At 33.6% G+C, this 19,375-nt stretch carries 13 protein-coding genes; 4 read left to right on the plus strand and 9 right to left on the minus strand.

What is annotated here, in order from left to right; all coding sequences use genetic code 11:
• Positions 1-43: 43 nt before the first annotated feature.
• Positions 44-232, minus strand: a complete 189-nt coding sequence (locus tag EAH81_RS13915) for a hypothetical protein (RefSeq protein ID WP_140508047.1) — start codon at positions 230-232, stop codon at positions 44-46.
• 518 nt (positions 233-750) lie between these two features.
• Complete coding sequence (locus EAH81_RS13920) at positions 751-3,597, minus strand: TonB-dependent receptor plug domain-containing protein (RefSeq protein ID WP_140508049.1); 2,847 nt, start codon at positions 3,595-3,597, stop codon at positions 751-753.
• A 532-nt stretch (positions 3,598-4,129) separates the two neighbouring features.
• Here EAH81_RS13920 and metK point away from each other — a divergent pair.
• Entirely contained in the window at positions 4,130-5,380 is a 1,251-nt protein-coding gene (metK, locus tag EAH81_RS13925; protein WP_140508051.1) for a methionine adenosyltransferase, read from the plus strand.
• 253 nt (positions 5,381-5,633) lie between these two features.
• On the opposite strand, the gene EAH81_RS13930 is transcribed toward metK, so the two are convergent.
• The 4 genes from EAH81_RS13930 to EAH81_RS13945 form a co-directional block, all read right to left on the minus strand.
• Positions 5,634-7,100 carry a M28 family metallopeptidase gene (locus EAH81_RS13930; protein ID WP_140508053.1) on the minus strand — a complete coding sequence of 489 codons (1,467 nt, stop codon included), beginning with the start codon at positions 7,098-7,100 and terminating at the stop codon, positions 5,634-5,636.
• An 86-nt stretch (positions 7,101-7,186) separates the two neighbouring features.
• Entirely contained in the window at positions 7,187-9,421 is a 2,235-nt protein-coding gene (locus EAH81_RS13935; RefSeq protein WP_140508055.1) for a hypothetical protein, read from the minus strand.
• A gap of 89 nt (positions 9,422-9,510) precedes the next feature.
• Complete coding sequence (locus EAH81_RS13940) at positions 9,511-12,198, minus strand: carboxypeptidase-like regulatory domain-containing protein (RefSeq protein WP_140508057.1); 2,688 nt, start codon at positions 12,196-12,198, stop codon at positions 9,511-9,513.
• Positions 12,199-12,240: 42 nt separating this feature from the next.
• A complete protein-coding gene (locus EAH81_RS13945) occupies positions 12,241-13,140 on the minus strand; it encodes a GLPGLI family protein (RefSeq protein ID WP_140508060.1) in 900 nt (299 codons plus the stop codon).
• A gap of 234 nt (positions 13,141-13,374) precedes the next feature.
• Between EAH81_RS13945 and EAH81_RS13950 the strand changes: the two genes are divergently transcribed.
• The 3 genes from EAH81_RS13950 to EAH81_RS13960 all read left to right on the plus strand — a co-directional run bounded on the left by EAH81_RS13950 (position 13,375) and on the right by EAH81_RS13960 (position 15,328).
• Positions 13,375-14,190, plus strand: a complete 816-nt coding sequence (locus EAH81_RS13950) for a hypothetical protein (RefSeq protein ID WP_140508062.1) — start codon at positions 13,375-13,377, stop codon at positions 14,188-14,190.
• On the plus strand, positions 14,190-14,804 hold the full coding sequence (locus tag EAH81_RS13955; RefSeq protein WP_029271825.1) for a deoxynucleoside kinase: 615 nt from the start codon (positions 14,190-14,192) through the stop codon (positions 14,802-14,804). Before EAH81_RS13950 ends, EAH81_RS13955 begins: the two co-directional genes overlap by 1 nt.
• Before the next feature lie 155 nt (positions 14,805-14,959).
• Positions 14,960-15,328: a type II toxin-antitoxin system HigA family antitoxin gene (locus tag EAH81_RS13960; protein ID WP_140508065.1), complete on the plus strand. Its 369-nt coding sequence runs from the start codon at positions 14,960-14,962 to the stop codon at positions 15,326-15,328.
• 143 nt (positions 15,329-15,471) lie between these two features.
• Here the strand turns inward: EAH81_RS13960 and EAH81_RS13965 are convergent, their stop codons facing one another.
• The 3 genes from EAH81_RS13965 to EAH81_RS13975 form a co-directional block, all read right to left on the minus strand.
• Positions 15,472-18,018 (minus strand): sodium-translocating pyrophosphatase, encoded by a 2,547-nt coding sequence (locus tag EAH81_RS13965; protein WP_140508067.1) that lies wholly within the window; start codon positions 18,016-18,018, stop codon positions 15,472-15,474.
• Positions 18,019-18,131: 113 nt separating this feature from the next.
• The gene (locus EAH81_RS13970) at positions 18,132-18,662 is read right to left on the minus strand and encodes an inorganic diphosphatase (RefSeq protein WP_089354464.1); all 531 of its coding nucleotides are present in this window, start codon (positions 18,660-18,662) and stop codon (positions 18,132-18,134) included.
• Between the two features lie 109 nt (positions 18,663-18,771).
• A complete protein-coding gene (locus EAH81_RS13975; RefSeq protein ID WP_140508069.1) occupies positions 18,772-19,371 on the minus strand; it encodes a DNA-3-methyladenine glycosylase family protein in 600 nt (199 codons plus the stop codon).
• Positions 19,372-19,375 lie beyond the last annotated feature (4 nt).

Below are 19,375 nucleotides of genomic sequence, written 5' to 3' on the forward strand. Positions count from 1 at the left end.
ATTATATATTGTTATTGAAATTGATTTTTGAAATTGATAAAGTCTAAACATAAAGGTCTTCTTCTTCTAGATTGTACATTTGAAATAATAAAGATTTTTGACCTTTTATATAGTGTTCCGGATTATACTTCAAAGTTTCACTTGTTAGTTCTTCTGATTTATCATTATTTTTTTGAGAATCCGTTCTCATTAAGTACTGAAATGCAATTGTGTTTATATCTAATGTATTCATGATTTAAAATTTAAAAGATTGAAAATAAAAAAAGCCCTTTCGGATGGCTACCAAAAGGGCTTATAGTTCTAACTATAACAAAGATTTACTCTTTCACTTTTGGCAACAGCGATTTGGGATGCACATTTGCATCATCTCACAACATATCATCATATTATTCGCTACTGTTTTCATTTTCATTTTATTTAAATTAATTCACTTTTATTAACTCGACTAATTTGATAGAGTAAATATAGAAACTATTTTTAGAACTACCAAATCAAAAATTGATATTTAACATTTAAATTTTTACAAACACCGTAAATGCAGGTATTTCTTTAAAAATTTAGCCCACGGATTATACGGATTTAAACTGATTAATGCGGATTCTCTTTATTTTCTATTCTCATTATATATTCTGAATAAAAATGATTCGCATCTGTCAAAAAGTTTAACCACTCCCAATAGCTACGGGATAAAGAGATTAAAAAATCTGTGTGAATCCGTTCAATCCGTATAATCCGTGGGCTAATTTTCTTTTAGAATTTAAAACTTAGTCTTGCAAAACCAAATCTTCCGTTCAATCCAAATTGTGATACTGCTCTGGAATAAGCAAACTGATTTGCATTTGTTAAATCTGTACTTGGCGCAGGTGACAATGTTGGCGTTGTATTTGTAAATGCAGGAGTTGCAGGATTATTTCTGTCAGGATAAACATCTCCTATATTATTAAACCCAAGCGTGAATCTAAATTTCTCGTTGATTTGATATCCAAAAGATAAATCCGTTACAATTTTTGCGCTGTATACAGGATGTTCGTAAACCGAAGATGATCCGTCTAAGTTTACATCTGTCGCTCCAGGATCTGTAACTGCTCCAAAATAACTGTTTCTTAAATAAATATCCAGTTTTTTAATACTGAATGTTGTCATTAAATTCGCTTTCAATTTCGGAATTGCTTCTTCTAAGTAAATTCGGCTTGATTCCGGAAAAAACGAATATTTATAAGCATCTCCACCAGCATCAATAATTGATTGAGGAACGTTTAAATCTCCTACTCTTTTTGTTTCATTATAACTCAAAGCAAGATCATTTCTGATCACAAAATCAGGAATAACATCATATTTCTGAGAAATTACTACGTCAATACCTTTAGTTTCTGAGTTGATTCCGTTGGTCCAGAACGAAGCTCTTTCTACTCCTTTTAAATCAAATGCTTGCTGAAACAATGTTAAGGCTTCTTTTTGTGCCGGCGATGTTGCCGCATCTATCTGCGCAGTTGTTGGTCTTGCATATTGTCCGGTTAATACAACTCTGTCGTCGATTCTTGTAAAATAAGCATCTGTTGCAATTGTAATATTTGCTTCAGGAATTTTGAATGTAAATCCTGTACTGATACTTTTAGATTTTTCAGGTTTCAGGTTTTCAACTCCAATACTTTTTGCTGCCTGAGAATCATTTGTAAAATACCCTACCTGATAAGGCGAGCCATTTATAAACTGCGTAGAACTGCTTTCAAAATATTTCTGTTGTAATGATGGCGCTCTAAAACCAGTTTGTCCGGAAATTCTCCAATTAATATTATCCGTCAATTTTAAAAGAGAAGCTAATTTAAAAATAACCGTACTTCCAAAATCAGAATAGTTCTCATAACGTGCTGCTCCATTTACCAACCAATTTTCTGTGGCATTTAATTCTAAATCGATATAAGCAGCGCCACTTTTTCTGTCTTTTTCTTTAGCATCTGAAGGTTGGAAACCAGAGAAACCTTGTGCTCCTGCTCCACGTTTATTTCCAAAAAAGTCTGTAACGATTAATGGTGAATTGCTTGGCAAAATTCCCGAAACTAAAGCTCCGTTTGTATCATACAATCCATAAGAAGCTTCGTCTCCTTGTTTGATTTGGTAGTTTTCATATCTAAATTCTCCACCAAAAGCAACATTCAGGCCTTCTAAAACATCATACTTTTTTGTTAAATCTAAATTGGTTGTACTTTGCAAAAATGAAACTTTACCAGCATAAAAACTTGTTGGCGAATTAGTTCCTAAAGTTGCATTGATCGTATTGTTTACATCATATTTAAAGGAGTTTGTACCAAGATTTGTACTAAGATCAGTATCAAAACCAAATAATTGGGTTGTTACTCCAACCGCAGATGAAAGGTCCAGAATATCCGATTCTATCTCTGGCAAAAATCCGTTTTCGTACACTTGCGTGAAAGTTCCGGAACCATTTGGCAATCTGTTAAAAGCATACGATTTGCCATTTCTATACGAAACTCCACCAAAAGAATACAAAGATGTAATATCGCTTAAAGGATATTTTAAATTATAATACGCTTGTCCCGAAGCCAATTCTGACTGACCAACACTCATATTATAATCACTTCTTTGCTGACCTCTATACGACAATTCATTATTTGTGGCGTCAAATCCCAAAGCCGTCTGCATTTGAGCAATTGTTGTAGCAGATGAAATTGCAGTTTGCTGTGCCGTTGTAAAATAAGAAACCTGCGGTGCATATTGTTTCAGCGAACTAAGAATTTGCGCCGAGTTTGCAGTGTTGTTAATATTACTGAACAAAGAATTTATTTCAACGCCATCCTGAGCGGCTCTGTTTTCTACCGCATTGTAGGCGTTAAAAATTCCATTACTTCTTATTCCCGCTCTGCTTGTTGCTTGTCTGGTTACGGCACTTGCAGTAACATTCAAAAAGCTTCCTGCTTTACCTAAAGAAGTTCCGTAATTCAAATCTACTTGTAGGTTTTGACCATCGGCTCCACCTTTGAAATTATTAGATCCCGAAGATAAATTAGTTCCATATTGGATTCCTCCTGAAATAAAATTCGCATTCTTCTTTAATACAATATTGATAACTCCTGCAATGGCATCTGAACCATATTGAGCAGCAGCTCCATCACGTAAAACTTCGATTCTTTCGATTGCAAATGACGGAATTGCGTTTAAATCCGTTCCAACAGATCCTCTTCCGGGAGATCCGTTAATATTTACCAATGCGCTTGTATGTCTTCGTTTACCATTAACCAAAATCAAAACCTGATCTGGTCCCAAACCTCTCAATTGCGCCGGATCTACGTGGTCTGTTGCATCAGCGGTAGAAGTTGCATTACTGGTAAAAGAGGGTGCAACATAATTTAAAATCTGAGTTACACTGGTTTGTGGCGAGCCTTTTGTAATTTCAGAAATATTAAAAACATCAACCGGAACCGGTACATCTGTTTTTACTCTGTTTTTACTTCTTGACCCAACTATTGTCACTTCAGACAATTCATTATTCTTTAAGCTGTCTTGTTCTTTTTTATTTTCCTGTGCATAAATGCCAGAAAATGTCAAAAGTCCTAAAGCTATTACTAGATTTTTTTTCATTACTTCTTTTTGGTATTTATTATTATTTTGGGTTAAAAACGATTTACAATTTGGTTTCTTTTGGAAATAAAAAAACCCCTGCGGTTGGCAGAGGTTTCTATATGTATTTTTTGAAAAAAAACTACAACAGCGTCTCTGCGGAAGGCTCCGGCATCTTACAAGACATATTGCACATTGTTGATTTCATTCTTTGGATTAATTTGATGGGGCAAATTTGCGAACTATTTTTTAATCGACCAAACAAAAACATAAATAATTTCTATTACCCTATCAAAATAGTATGTTATGTTAAATTTATATCTAAAAAATTAAAAAAAAGAAAACTTTGATTTGCAAATCAAAATGGTTTTATACCTTTGCACCCGAATACAGAGGAAAAATTTGAACTGATTGCAACCTCTTCATAATGAAATGGTTCGTTATGAATACTGAAAGATTGATTTCGGTAGTAAAAAATGCTAAAGCAGGAATTCTCCTTTAGCCCTTTTTAGCAATTATTTTTCCTCACTTAATTTTAATTTAATAAATTATTATGGCTTATTTATTTACGTCAGAATCTGTTAGTGAAGGGCATCCAGACAAAGTTGCAGATCAAATTTCGGATGCATTAATTGATAACTTTTTGGCATTTGACGCTGACTCAAAAGTAGCTTGTGAAACTCTGGTTACAACAGGTCAGGTAATTTTAGCAGGTGAAGTAAAATCGAATACCTATCTTGATGTGCAGCAAATTGCTCGCGAAGTAATCCGTAAAATTGGATATACTAAAAGCGAATATATGTTTGAGGCAAATTCTTGTGGAATTCTTTCGGCAATTCACGAACAATCTGCTGATATTAATCAAGGTGTTGACAGAGCTAAGCCAGAAGAGCAAGGTGCTGGAGACCAAGGAATGATGTTTGGTTACGCAACTAACGAAACTGAAAACTACATGCCATTGGCACTTGATTTATCTCATAAATTATTACAAGAGTTAGCAATTTTAAGACGTGAAAACAAAGAAATCACTTATTTACGTCCTGATGCAAAATCGCAAGTAACTTTAGAATATAGCGATGATAACAAACCTACTCGTATTGATGCGATTGTAATCTCAACGCAACATGATGATTTTGATGAAGAGGCTACAATGTTGGCTAAAATCAAGAAGGATATTATCGAAATTTTGATTCCTAGAATCATTGCTAAAAATCCAACTCACGCGCATTTATTCAATGATAAAATCAACTACCATATTAACCCAACAGGAAAATTCGTTATTGGAGGGCCTCACGGAGATACTGGTTTAACAGGAAGAAAAATTATTGTTGATACTTACGGTGGAAAAGGTGCTCACGGTGGTGGTGCATTCTCTGGAAAAGATCCAAGTAAAGTAGATAGAAGTGCTGCTTATGCTACACGTCATATCGCTAAAAACTTAGTTGCTGCAGGTGTTGCTGACGAAATCTTAGTACAGGTTTCTTATGCAATTGGAGTTGCTGAGCCAATGGGAATCTTCATCGATACTTACGGAACTGCTAAAGTAAATTTAACGAACGGTGAAATCGCTAAAAAAGTAGAAGCCTTATTTGATATGCGTCCTTACTTTATCGAGCAACGTTTGAAATTAAGAAACCCAATTTATAGCGAAACTGCTGCTTACGGACACATGGGACGTACTCCAGAAGTTGTAACTAAAACTTTTTCGGCTCCGGGCGGACATGTAAAAACAGTTACTGTTGAGTTATTTACTTGGGAAAAACTTGATTTTGTTGACAAAGTAAAAGCTGAATTTGGATTGTAATTCAATCTCAAACATTTACATACATAAAGAGGCTGTCTATTTATTTAGACAGCCTCTTTTATTTTATTATTTAAATCTGGGTGTTTATTTGAACGCGGATAAAACGGATTTACTTCGTAAAGACGCGGATAAAAACGGATTTTATTTTATATTCTGCTTAAAGTAATAAAGAAAAAAATCTGTTTTTATCCGCGTTTTCGCGATAGCGAATCCGTTTCATCTGCGTCTTAATTTCCAATACAGATAAAACGACTTATCGCTCTAATTTTACATTTGGCAATGTTTTAGGACGATTTGCATCATTCGATAAAATCCAGCCTGTGCGATACATCCATTCGGTCATTTTGTGCAATTTTACGAAGTCAATGTTTTCAGATTCATCCATTGGTGTATGGTATTGACTGTGCAAAACACTGGTATAAAAAACAGATGGAATTCCTCTTTTTGCATACGGCAAATGGTCTGAACGAAAGTAAAAATACTCAGGATGTTCTGGTTTGTCCCAAAGTTTATCTAAATCAAATTTAGGACCTTCATCATTTGCTTTTTTAGCAATAGCGACTAAATCTGATGAATTTTCGTGTGGAGAACTAGAACCCAATAAAGCGGCTTGATTTACATTATTTCTACCAATCATATCACCGTTTAAAACTGCAATAATAGCTGCCTCGGGAACTGTTGGGTGAGATGAATACCATCTTGATCCTAATAAACCACGTTCTTCTGAACCATGAAATACAAACAGAGAAGTTCTTCTTCCGGGTTGTTTTTTGTACGCTCTTGCAATTGCTAACATGGCTACACAAGTACTTGCATTATCATCAGCTCCGTTATAAATAGAATCCTGACCGTATTTTTGTCTTACGCCATCATGATCCTGATGACCGCTAAAAAGAACGTATTCGTTTTTTAATTTAGCATCTGTTCCTTCGATTTTACCCACCACATTTACGGAAGGATATTTATAAGTCTCTGAAATTACTTCTGTAGCTAAAAGATCTTCTGTACTTTTTAGATATTCCAACTGATCATTGTGTACCCAAAAAACGGGCATTGTTGATCCAATTTTATCACGGAAACCTTCAATTCCGTAAATTCCTCTTGTCATTTGTGGTTCAACTTGCGACCAGCTTTCTTCTGCCAATGCATCTGCAACCATTATTAAAGCTGTTGCTCCTTTTTTTACGACAAGATCATAATATTTATTTCGAACAAGACCTGGATAACGTCTGTCAAAGAGCGAAATATCATCTGCAATTCCTTCTTTCGAAGCTAATAAAACAACTGCTTTTCCTTTGATGTCTGCTTTCTCGATTTCTTCTTTTGTAGCTGCTCCCAAGTAAATTAATGGTGCATCAACTTTGATATTTGTAGTTTCTGCTACCAAAACATCTTTCCACAATTTATACTCTTTTTGCCCAATTTTAAATTTTGTATTCGGAGTTACCTGATGCCTGTACAAATCAAAAAACTGAAAATATGTTCCGTCATCCCCAGCCGGAGCCATTCCTGCTTCTTTTGCTTTATTGGCGAGCCACATTGATACCTTTAATTCATCCAGAGTTCCTGCTTCACGACCATTAAAATGATCACCAGCCATTTGGTACATATCGGTTTTAAGGTCTTTATCTGTAATTGCTGAAACTAGCGGTTTTTTAATTGCCTGCGAAAAAACCACTCCTCCATAAGCAATCAAAACGAGGATCATTTTATTTTTCATACGTTTTAATTTAGTATTCCAAACTTAGTAATTTACAAAGAAAAATGAATAAAAAAGCCTTTGAAATAAATCAAAGGCTTTCTGTTTTAATAACTTCCGTTTTGCATTTTAGCCAACGTTTCTTTGATTTCTGTTGCTGTTTCTGCTTCAACTTCAGGAGTTAAATATTTAACGGCCAATGTTTGTGTTTCGATTGCTTTTTGTTTTTGATCGTCTTTATAGTACAACTGCGCCAAAGTATCTAAATAATACGGATTGTTTTTGGTTACAACCAAACTATACTCCGACCAACTAATTGCAGATTTTAAAAAATTAGAATTCGCAGGTTTCAATACTACAGACCAAGCTGCAGAATTACATAAGTTAGAATGATACTCTTTAAACGCATTCCATCCGTTATAGGAATAATCAGAAGACTCATCTAAACCGGAATACATCTCATCTAATTTTTCAATTGCATTTCCTTTATCGGTTCCTAAATAGGTATTAAAATAAGAACTAAATTCTTTTAAGTAAGGTATATCATCTATAGAATTTTCAGTTTCTGAACTCAAATAATCAAAATAAGCTTTATAGCAATCAAAACTTCCTTTACCGCTTGCAATCAATTTTTTATAAATAGCAATTATTTTATTTTGGTTTGCTTTTCCGGTAACACCTTCTGATGTCATAGCACTATTTTGTTGTAATGCAGATGAGATTTCAAAACTTAAACTTCCTTTTAACAACACTAAAGCATTTCCGTTTTCATCTTCAATATTCATTTTTTCGATGTCATCGTAATGTTTTAATAAATAGTCAATTGCTAAGAAATCAGTATCATTAAAAACTCGTTCTTCATTAAAAAATTGTTTAGAAAAGCCTGCATTTTTTATTTCTCTCAAAATCGTTTCTACCAAATCTCTATTAGGTTTAGTATCTTTTTGATGCGCTTCAATTGTTTTTTTCCAGGTTTGAGCAACTGCTTTTTTATCCAGAGTAACTTTTGCAAATTTAAAATCTGCCGGATTTACCTCTTGCGTAACAGAATCAGTAGATTCATAATCATAAGGGATATCAAGTATTGAAGCTTGCTTAAAAGCAGAAATAATATCAACATCTGTTGCTTTTTTATTTTTAGATACTTTATCAAAAGCATAAAAAGCATTTGTCCTGTTCAGCTTTTTGGCAAATTCATCATAATAACTAAATTCCGATTGTTTATCTGATAATTTGGATTTTGAAGTAGCCAGAATTACGCCGTCTCCATTTAAGATAACCAAACTCGGATTATCTGTAATTTTATTCGATTTCAACCATTTTTTATCATCGGCTGTAGCCAAATAATAATTAAAAACGTCATATTGCGGATTATAAACGTCATACATATTATAACCTACTTGTGTTTGCTGATCTTTAATAAAAGTATCAAAGTCAGCTTTCGCCGAAGAATTTTTGTCATCAATTGCAACTACCAAAAATTTACTTTTAGAATCTTTAGTAGCAGTAATTGCTTTCTTTAAATTGTCTTCTATTTTGAATTTAAAATCTATTTTAGGAGTGGCAGCTACATCGGCATAAGCAGTATCAACAGAAACTTCTGTACCAAAATCATCTTTCACCAAAGCTTCTTTTCCCGGATATGTCCAGTTTGAAACTGTCTTATTTTCAAGCGGAATTATGTTTGAAGTTTTATCAGGCTGTGCATCTTTAGCATTTACAAAGGCAATTGGATTCTTTCCTGTTTGTTCAGAAATCATCAGCTCATTTGTCTTTTTATCAAAATATCCTGAAATATTAATATCACCTAAAGCATCCAGTTCGTATTTTACTGTTACTTCTGAAGCGTCTTTTGGCAAAGCATATTTTGAAATTTTACTTTCGCCCTGATAATCTTCATAAACGAAATACAAAAAGTCAGCGCGGTCAATTTCAAAATCCAAATCAATTTGTACCCAATCAGGATCTACTTTTGTTCTAATATCAGTTATTTTTTGATATTGAACAGGTTCTATTCCGTTTTGTGTACCAATATAAAATGTGTAATAAGAGGGATCTATAAACTTAATTTTAACCTTTTTGGCATTTTTATCATTCTTAAATGCCACATCAAAAGCACCTCCTGATTTTACAGCTTGTGAAAACAATAACGAATCACCTTTTATCTTATAATCTCCTGAATAAAAAACCAACTCGTATTTATTATCGTCCAATAAATTCAATTTGATTTTTTGACCTTTGTTTGTAGACAGATAGGATCCTTTTTCAATTCCTTTTGTTTGAGAATAAGTAACAGATATTAAACAAAAGAACATCAGGAAACTCCATATAATATTACGCATGCTTAGAATTTTGTTTGTTAATAGAAACACAAAGATATTTCTTTCTTTACTAAAACAATCATCAAAACATAAAGTTTGTACTGAAAATACTATAAATTATATTTCATCGAAAAGATGATGTAACGAGGCTGAACGGTGTATTGCGAAACTCTGGTAGAAAACTGCGAAAAGCTGTCATCATTGAGATATTTAGTATTCAGCAAATTGGTTGCCGAAAGTTTATACTCCCATTTACTTTCCTTTTTTTGGTAAACTAAGCTCGCATTTAAGAAGTCATATTCATTATTGACCGTTTTATTTCCATTATAATAATGGTAAAATTCATATTCAGAAACAAACGAAAAACTATCCAGGAAATAGTAATCTAATCTCGCAAAAGGTTTGTCTGTATAATAGGTTGAACCACTGTATTTGTTGATCAAAGCATTATAACCAAACTCAATATTAGGAAGGTTTTTATAGTTTGTTGAAGCTTTTATGGTATAACTTTGACTAAAACTCTCTGTAGTTGCCAAAACATTATTCTGAATATTATTAAACTTTGACCAGTTTAAAGTTGCATTAACAGAAGCTTTGTAATTCTTGAGAAAAGAACGTCCATAATTTCCCATTCCTGAAAAGGTTTCATCAGCCAAATTAGAATTATAAGGCACTGATGATTGATTTACTCCCGTAAAATCTGCCGCTGTCTTAATAGCATCAACTTTTTTAGTATAGGTTGCATTGGCAAAAATATTCTCAAAATTGAACATGTTGTATTTAAAATAGCGAAGGGAATGTACTTGCGAAGTTGCATTTTCTAAAGTACGATTTCCACGAAATAAACTACTGTAATCAGACAAAACATAACCGGAAGCCAATTGATTAACATCTGTAAAATCATTCGTTAACGAGAAGTTATACGTCAAAGTTTCTGATTTTTTGATTTGATATAAGGCGAAGAAATCCGGTAGTATTTTAGTAAAGCTTTGAGAGTAATCTGTTCCCTCTTGTCTGTTTGTCATTTGGTAAGAATGCAAACTCACGCCTGGAGTCAAGGTAAATTTCCCAGTCAATATCTTATAATGAAAGCCTAAAAAAGCATCATTAAAATTATAATTAACCTGATTGTTATTTTGCGGATCATTCAAATCATTTCTATCTCCATTATCTAACATTTGAAAAATGTGAGAATTAAAATCCTGATACGAATAGGTATTTCCTAAAGTTACATTGATATTGCTTTTTGGCGTTACCATATAATAGTAATCCAGTTTAGCATCCAGTTTATTTGTTTTTACAAAGCGATCCTGATTCAAATCATTTCTTTGTTGCCCTGAAGTATAACCAGATAAAACAAAAGGCTGCGTTCTTAAATTAGCATTATAAAACGGGTTTTCATCCTGATACAAATGTTGCATTTCAAAAGCAAAAATATTCTTGTCACTTTGGGTATAATACAAACTCAAATTTTGATTTATTGATGTTGGATCTTGTTTTTTATTCGTAAAAATAGTTTCTGTTGTCGAAGTTTTATTTACAACAGATTCTCTCAACAAATCAGTATCTTCATCTTGTTTGGATAATTTGGTTAAGATGTCGTAATCAAACTGAAATTTGTCATTTGGTTTATAGGTCGAGCTCAATTTAAAAAGCCCAAGATTGTTTTTTTGATGCGTTAATTCATCTCGTTTTTGCTGATCTCCCGAATCTAATATTGTGGTTTGTGATTTGGTTTCAAGATCTGTTTTTGAAGTCGACAGAATTCCAAAACCGCTAATATTCCATGCTTTTGTAACCGAATATGAAAAATTGGTTGCGCCAAATTTCGTTTCGATTTCTTTCGCGCGATTATTTCTCAATACTGAAATCCCCAAGTCATTAGAAGAAACATTAAAACTGCTTCCACCCTTTTTCATCATGTTTTTAAATCCGCCCGTAAACTTGAAATAATCCTGAGCGGTCAAAGGCAATTCACCAATATTATTAAAATTAGTAATTAAATTTATACTGTATTTGGGACTATAATAAAACAGTTTCGGGTTTATAATATAACGACTGTCCAATTCTCCAACTCCAATTCCGGCGGTTGCATCTCCAAACCAAAAGTTCTTTTTTCCGTCTTTCAGTTTAATATTCATCGCTACATTATCCTGATCGTTTTCTAAACCTTTTAATGCGCCAACTTCATTATAATTTCTTAAAACCTGAATTTTATCAATCGCATCAGCAGGAATATTTTTAACGCCCAACTTGGTATCGCCATCAAAAAAATCTTTGCCTTCGACCATTAATTTACTGACTTTTTTCCCTTCAACTTCAATTTCACCATCAGCATTTACTTCGACTCCGGGTAATTTTTTCAGAACGTCTTCCAGTTTTTTTTCTGTTCCGGATTTAAACGAATCTGCATTATAAACAATGGTATCACCACTTATCGAAACAGGCATTTCGCGAACGATCTCAACGCCTTCAAGTTCTATTCCGGTATCATCCATAACAATGTTTTGAACGATATTTTCAGTCTTGGTCGAAACAGCAATTTCTTTTGATTTCATTCCGAGGTAACTCACCTTAACCGAATAAGAAGTATTAGGCTTCAAAGTCAACTGAAACTTTCCTTTATCATTGGTAATTCCATACGAATCCATCGCTTTTGTGGTCGTATTTACCGCCATAATATTCGCCATTTCCAACGGATTTTTTTGCTCATCCTGAATGAAACCATCAAAACGAACACTTTGAGAAAAGGAAACAGAAGTGCATAAAATAGCGAAGAAACAAAGTATCTTGTTCATCAAAAGAGGTTTAAAGTAAATAATTTTAAGAATCAGAAAATCTTATTTTCCCATCATTGGTGGTGGTCCTCCAGCGCGACCGCCATTCATTTCTCTAAACTCTTTCATTTTTTTAATTACGGTTTCATCATAATCTTTCTGAGAAATTACTTTGCCGTTTGTAGGAGGTTTTATGGTTACTTTTTCTTTAGCATTCAAAACAATTTTCGAACACAAAATAGTGGTTTTTCCATCGTTAATTTCTAAAATCAAACCTGGTAAACCCCAATAATTTTCAGGACCTTGATTTATCGGAATCTCTGGAGAATACCACGCTGTTACAGTAATTTCCTTTGGCATTTCAAAATTATCTTCAAAATTGGTTTTAGTTTCGCCAGATGTTTTCTTCGTATCGTCTTTTTTCTCTTCAGGCTTTTTATCGTCGTTATTTTTAGGTCTGAAATTTCTAAAATCACTTTTACTAGCCTCTTTTACTGCTGTCGCTTTATAACAGGTATATCCGCCAATTAGTTTGGTTTCCTGCTCTAGTTTCCAATTTAATTTTGGTAAAGAATCTACAACCAAAAATTCCTTACCCATAAATTCCTTATCAATTGTGTACGATTTATTTTTCACATCTTTATAAAAAGTTCCGCCACCGCCCATAAGTCCGGCCATAATACGAAAACCTCCTTGTTGTCCCGGAGTTTCCAGTTTTTCTTCTTCTTTATAAATAGAAGTCGACTTATCGAAGTTTAGAATAAAAGTCTTTTCAAGCATTTTTTTCATACGTTCCTCCATGTTCTTTTGCATTTCGGGTGTTATATCACGATTCCCAAGCATACCTTCAAACTTTGGTGCTTGTGTTTTTGACTCGTAAACAGCCATTCCCTGAAAATCTTTTTGTGCCTGAACCTGAGTAAAAACAAGCATTAAAGACATATACAAAATTATATTTTTCATAGCATTTTCTTTTAAATTCCGTAAAGCTGATAAAACTTACATTCAAATGTATTATTAATTTTAATATTCCAAAAGTTAAATATATCAATGCCCTTATGATATAGACTAAACTGCTTATTCTTAAGACCATTACGCTAAAAAAGCTATAAAAAACAAAATCTACTAAATCTCTCCTGTTTAAGTAATTCTTACTGTTGTTTTTTGTAATTTGGCTCTTTTAGAAAACCAAATCTTATGAGCAAAACGGTGCGTAAATTTTTATTTCTACTTTTTCTTACCGGCTCATTCTCAGTTGTTTTTTCGCAAAGTCAAAAAATAAAAGCTACCTCAATTTCTAATTTTACAATTGATGTTGACGAATTTTTAGGCTATGATTCCTTTGGATATTCTTATCAGATAAAAAACAATGTTTTTAGTAAAATCAAAGGAAAAGAGATTTTTGAATACAAAAATGTATCCTTAGGAAAAATCACAAAAGTCGACTTGCAAAATCCACTGAAATTAGTCCTGTTTTACGAAGATTTTAATAGTGTAGTTTTATTAGACAATCAACTAAATAAAATTACAGAAATCAATTTTTCATTAAATAACGTCCCAATTGTTGTAAGTGCAATTGGAATGTCGACGCAAAATCAGTTATGGATTTATAATGCCTTAAACCAACAAATTAGTCTTTTTGACTATCTCAAAAATGAATACAAAACGGTTTCTACTCCATTAACGGAAGCTATAAAATATTATCAAACCGATTTTAATACTTTTTATTGGATAGATAAAAAAAACAACTTCTTTTCCTGCGATATTTTTGGAAAAACAACTGCTTTAGGAAAAATAGCCGATTTTGACAAAATTGAAATAATCAGTCCTCAACAATATATTTTCAGTAAAGCTAATTTGTTGTATTTTAAAGATATTAGTAAGCCAAATTCGGATGTAGTTTATGAAATTGATATTTTAGAAAAATCGTTTGCCAAATTCTGTTACAAAGACCAAATTTTATCTATTTTTACATCTAAAGAAATCACAAATTATAAAATCGTAATACCGTAATGCACATAGCAATAGCAGGAAATATAGGCGCAGGAAAAACAACTTTAACTAAATTATTGGCGAAACACTTTAAATGGGAACCTCATTATGAAGATGTAGTTGATAATCCTTACTTAGACGATTTCTACCATCAAATGGAGCGTTGGTCATTTAATTTGCAGATTTATTTCTTGAATAGCAGATTCCGTCAGGTGTTGCAAATTCGCGAAAGCGGAAAAAAAATCATTCAGGATAGAACGATTTATGAAGATGCTTACATTTTTGCTCCCAACTTATATTCAATGGGATTAATGACAAGCCGTGATTTTGAAAATTATACTTCATTATTTGAATTGATGGAATCCTTGGTAAAAGCGCCTGATTTATTGATTTATTTAAGAAGTTCTATTCCTAACCTTGTTGGACAAATCCACAAACGCGGACGTGAATACGAAAACTCTATTTCGATCGATTATTTAAGTCGTTTGAACGAAAGATACGAAGCCTGGGTACAAACTTATACTAAAGGAAAATTATTGATTATTGATGTAGATAATATCAATTTTGTGGATAATCCAGAAGATTTAGGAAACATCATTAATAGAATTGATGCGGAATTAAACGGATTGTTTTAGAAACACGAATTTCACGAAATTACACGAATAACAAATTGCCTCTAAATTTTAGAGGCAATTTTTGTATATAAAAGCTTTGTCAAAGTTTTTTTGTAAATTATTTCTTATTTTTACTTCTTTTAATTTATCCTTATAAATATAATAAAAATTGCAAAATGAAGATATCATCTATAAAAACAGAACAAGATTATGATTTAGCTTTAGAAAGAGTAAACATCCTTTTTGATGCAAAACCCAATACAAAGGAATCTCACGAGTTAGATATCTTAGTAACACTTATCGAAAAGTACGAGCAAATACATTATCCAATTCCAGAGCCTGATCCTATCGAAGCTATCAAATTTATGATGGAACAAAATGGAATTACTGATGCCGAATTAGGAATTATTTTAAATAGCCGCTCCAGAGTCTCAGAAATTTTTAAACGAAAAAGAGCCTTAACAATTACTCAAATTAGAGTTTTAAACGAAAAACTACATATTCCAGCCTCAACTTTAATTAAAGAATATGCTTTAGTTAAATAAAAAATGCCTCTAAAAATTTAGAAGCATTTTTATTGCTATTGACTTTTCCTAACAGGTTTTTAAAACCTGTTAGGTATATCTTTTTACTTATTTTTTGTTATAACCAAACCTAACAGGTTTTAAAAACCTGTTAGGAAAGTAAATTATTTCGCTGCTTCAATTTTAGCTTTTACTTCAGCTTCTGTACCTTCATAAACTTCAGTAGTTGTTTTACCGTTTTCTGTTTTCGTTACAGTTCCCACCGTAACGCCATTTACAGTAGATAAATTCACCTCAAGTCTGTTTTTACTATATTTCGTTGTATCGAAACAATCTGTTTTTTGATGCACATATTTTCCGTTTGCGTCATAATGAGCTAAACATTTTGCTGTTTCTTCGGCTGTACATCCTTTTTCTTTGCACATTTTAGCACATTCTTCTTTGGTCATTCCTGACATATCCCCGCATTTGGAAACACCTCCGGCATGCATTTCTGTTTTCACACAACATGAACCTTTTTCTGCCATACCTGCAGAGTGTCCTTCTCCTAAAATAGGCGCAATTACTAAACCAATTAAACAAGTTAGTTTGATTAAGATGTTCATTGATGGTCCAGAAGTATCTTTAAAAGGATCTCCAACTGTATCTCCGGTTACGGCAGCTTTGTGTGCATCAGAACCTTTATACGTCATTTCGCCGTTGATTAAAACTCCTGCCTCAAAAGATTTTTTAGCATTGTCCCAAGCTCCTCCGGCATTGTTTTGGAACACTGCCCAAAGCACACCTGAAACTGTAACTCCAGCCATATATCCTCCTAACATTTCAGCAATTAATTGGTTGTTATCACCATAAACTAATTTCCCTAATAGTACAATTGCAATTGGGAAACCAATGGTTAAGATTCCTGGCAACATCATTTCGCGTAAAGCGGCTTTTGTTGAAATCTCAACACATTTTCCGTACTCCGGTTTTCCGGTTCCTTCCATGATTCCCGGAATTTCCTTAAACTGACGACGTACTTCATAAACCATATCCATCGCTGCTTTTCCAACAGAATTCATAGCCAGAGCCGAGAAAACTACCGGAATCATTCCACCCACAAATAACATGGCTAAAACTGGTGCTTTGAAGATATTAATTCCGTCAATTCCTGTAAAAGTTACATAGGCAGCAAATAAAGCTAGAGAAGTTAAAGCTGCCGAAGCAATTGCAAAACCTTTTCCGGTTGCAGCAGTTGTATTTCCAACTGAATCTAAAATATCTGTTCTGGTACGAACTTCTTTTGGTAACTCGCTCATTTCGGCGATTCCACCTGCGTTATCAGAAATTGGTCCGAAAGCATCAATTGCCAATTGCATTGCGGTAGTTGCCATCATTGCTGAAGCAGCCAGCGCCACTCCATAAAATCCTGCTAATGCATAGGAAATCCAGATTGCTGCTGCGAACAATAATACTGTTGGAAACGTAGAAATCATGCCTGTTGCCAAACCTGCAATTACATTTGTTCCTGCTCCTGTTGATGATTTTTGTACAATTGCCATAACTGGTTTTGTACCTAATCCCGTATAATATTCTGTAACTGATGAAATAGCTCCACCCACTACTAATCCAACTAAAGTAGCATAGAAAACACGCATTGATGAGATATCTTTAGATCCTTCACCAAAAAAGCTCATTTGCATGGTTTCCGGCAACATATATCGTACTAAAAAGAAACAGGCAATTGCTGTTAAAACAATCGAAACCCAGTTTCCTATATTTAAAGCTTTTTGTACTTGTGCTTCTTTGGCATTATCATCTGATATTTTTACCAATGTTGTTCCGATAATCGAAAATAAAATTCCGAAACCTGCAATTGCCATTGGAAGTAAAATTGGGCCTATTCCTCCAAAAGCATCCTGAATGTTTCCGCCCATATCTTTGATCACGTAGTTCCCTAAAACCATTGCAGCCAAAACAGTTGCTACATAAGAACCAAATAAATCTGCTCCCATTCCGGCAACGTCACCAACATTATCTCCAACATTATCTGCAATTGTAGCAGGATTACGAGGATCATCTTCCGGAATTCCAGCTTCTACTTTACCAACTAAATCGGCTCCAACGTCAGCAGCTTTTGTATAGATTCCGCCGCCAACTCTGGCAAACAAAGCAATTGATTCTGCCCCAAGAGAAAATCCGGCTAATGTCTCTAAAACTTTAGTCATATCTTCAGATGAAGTCCAAACCCCGTTCATGAATATTTGAAAGAAAACAATAAAGAATCCTGTTAAACCTAGAACTGCCAGACCTGCAACACCTAATCCCATTACGGTTCCACCACCAAAAGAAACCTTTAAGGCTTGTGGCAAACTTGTACGCGCAGCCTGAGTGGTTCTAACATTCGTTTTAGTGGCTATTTTCATTCCCATATTTCCGGCTAAGGCCGAGAAGAATGCGCCAAAAATAAACGCTACAACTATTAATATATGTGTGGTAGGAACTAGAAAAGAAAGTCCTGCTAATACTAAACTGGCACCAATTACGAAAAAAGTCAACAATCGATATTCTGCTTTTAAAAATGCAAGGGCGCCTTCGTAAATGTGATCTGAAATCTCTTTCATTTTACCATCACCGGCATCTTGTTTTAAAACCCAAGTCCTTTTTATTCCCATGAAAAGTAATCCTATAATTGCCATAACAATTGGCAAGTAAATCATAAATGCATTCATAATATTTTAACGGTTTTTGGTTAATAGTCAATAAACTAACTAAAACGAATTTAAACAAAAAAGCAATACTCCTAACGGAATATTGCTTTTTTTATAAAATATGAATGCAAAAATTATTTAATACTAAATAATCCTTCTGGTTTGTTTTCGATATCGTTAAAACGCTTAGTACACTCAGCAATAATTGTAAAAGCTTCGTTTACGTCTCCCCAACCTTCAACATCTACTTGTTTGTTTTCAAGATCTTTGTAAACCTGGAAGAAATGCTCAATTTCTTTCAATAAGTGTCCGTTAATATCTGAAAGGTCATTTAACGAATTCCAGATTGGATCTGAAACCGGTACACAAATAATTTTTTCGTCTGGTCCTTTATCATCTGCCATATGGAAAACTCCAATTGGTTTTACTTCTATAACACATCCAGGAAAAGTTGGTTCGTTTATCAAAACCAATACATCAAGAGGATCACCATCAAGAGCTAAAGTTTCCGGAATAAATCCGTAATCAGCTGGGTACATCATTGAAGAGAATAACATTCTGTCGAAACGCATTCTTTTGATTTCAAAATCGTACTCGTATTTATTTCTGCTTCCTCTTGGTATTTCGATTAATACATCGAAAGTCGTTAGTTTGTCTGCGGTCATTTCGTTTTTTATTTTTTCTATAAATTCGATTGCAAAAGTAACTAAAGAATCCTTTTTTACAATAAAAAACTGCATTAATCTACGCACTTTTCTTTTAAATAACAGACAGTTAATATGTAATTTTTCTGTTTCGCTTATTTAAGTAATAATGCCAAAGTAAATATGTAGCATAAGAACGATACGGACTCCATTGCTGAGCATGAATTTCCATTTCTTGTTTGTCATGAATATCAAGCAATTCTTTGATCGTATTTATGACTGCAATGTCTCCTAATGGTATCAAATCCGGCTCCTGAAGACAAAACATGAGGTAAATATCGATCGTCCAATTTCCGATTCCTTTTAACTTTATGAGTTCTTCCCGAACTTGTTTTGCCGATTTTGCTGCCAGACTTTCAATATCCAATTCTTTATTCAAAACGGCTTCTGAAAGAATTTTGATGTATTTTGTTTTTTGACGGCTTACTCCTAAAGCGCGAAATTCTTCGTCGGATAAAACGGACAAGGTTTCTGGATTACAAGTTGTATAGGCTTTGATTTTTAAAAATGTGGCTTTCGCCGAATCTATAGAAACTTGTTGCTCGAGTATTAATAATACTAAAGTCTCAAAACCTTGCGGACGTCTCGGGATTGGCGGCAACCCATACTTTTCGATAATTTCCAGAAATATTGAATTTTTGGCTGATAGAAAATCGATGGCTTCTTGCATAACA

The organism is Flavobacterium pectinovorum, assembly GCF_006438875.1.
Taxonomy (GTDB): domain Bacteria; phylum Bacteroidota; class Bacteroidia; order Flavobacteriales; family Flavobacteriaceae; genus Flavobacterium; species Flavobacterium pectinovorum_A.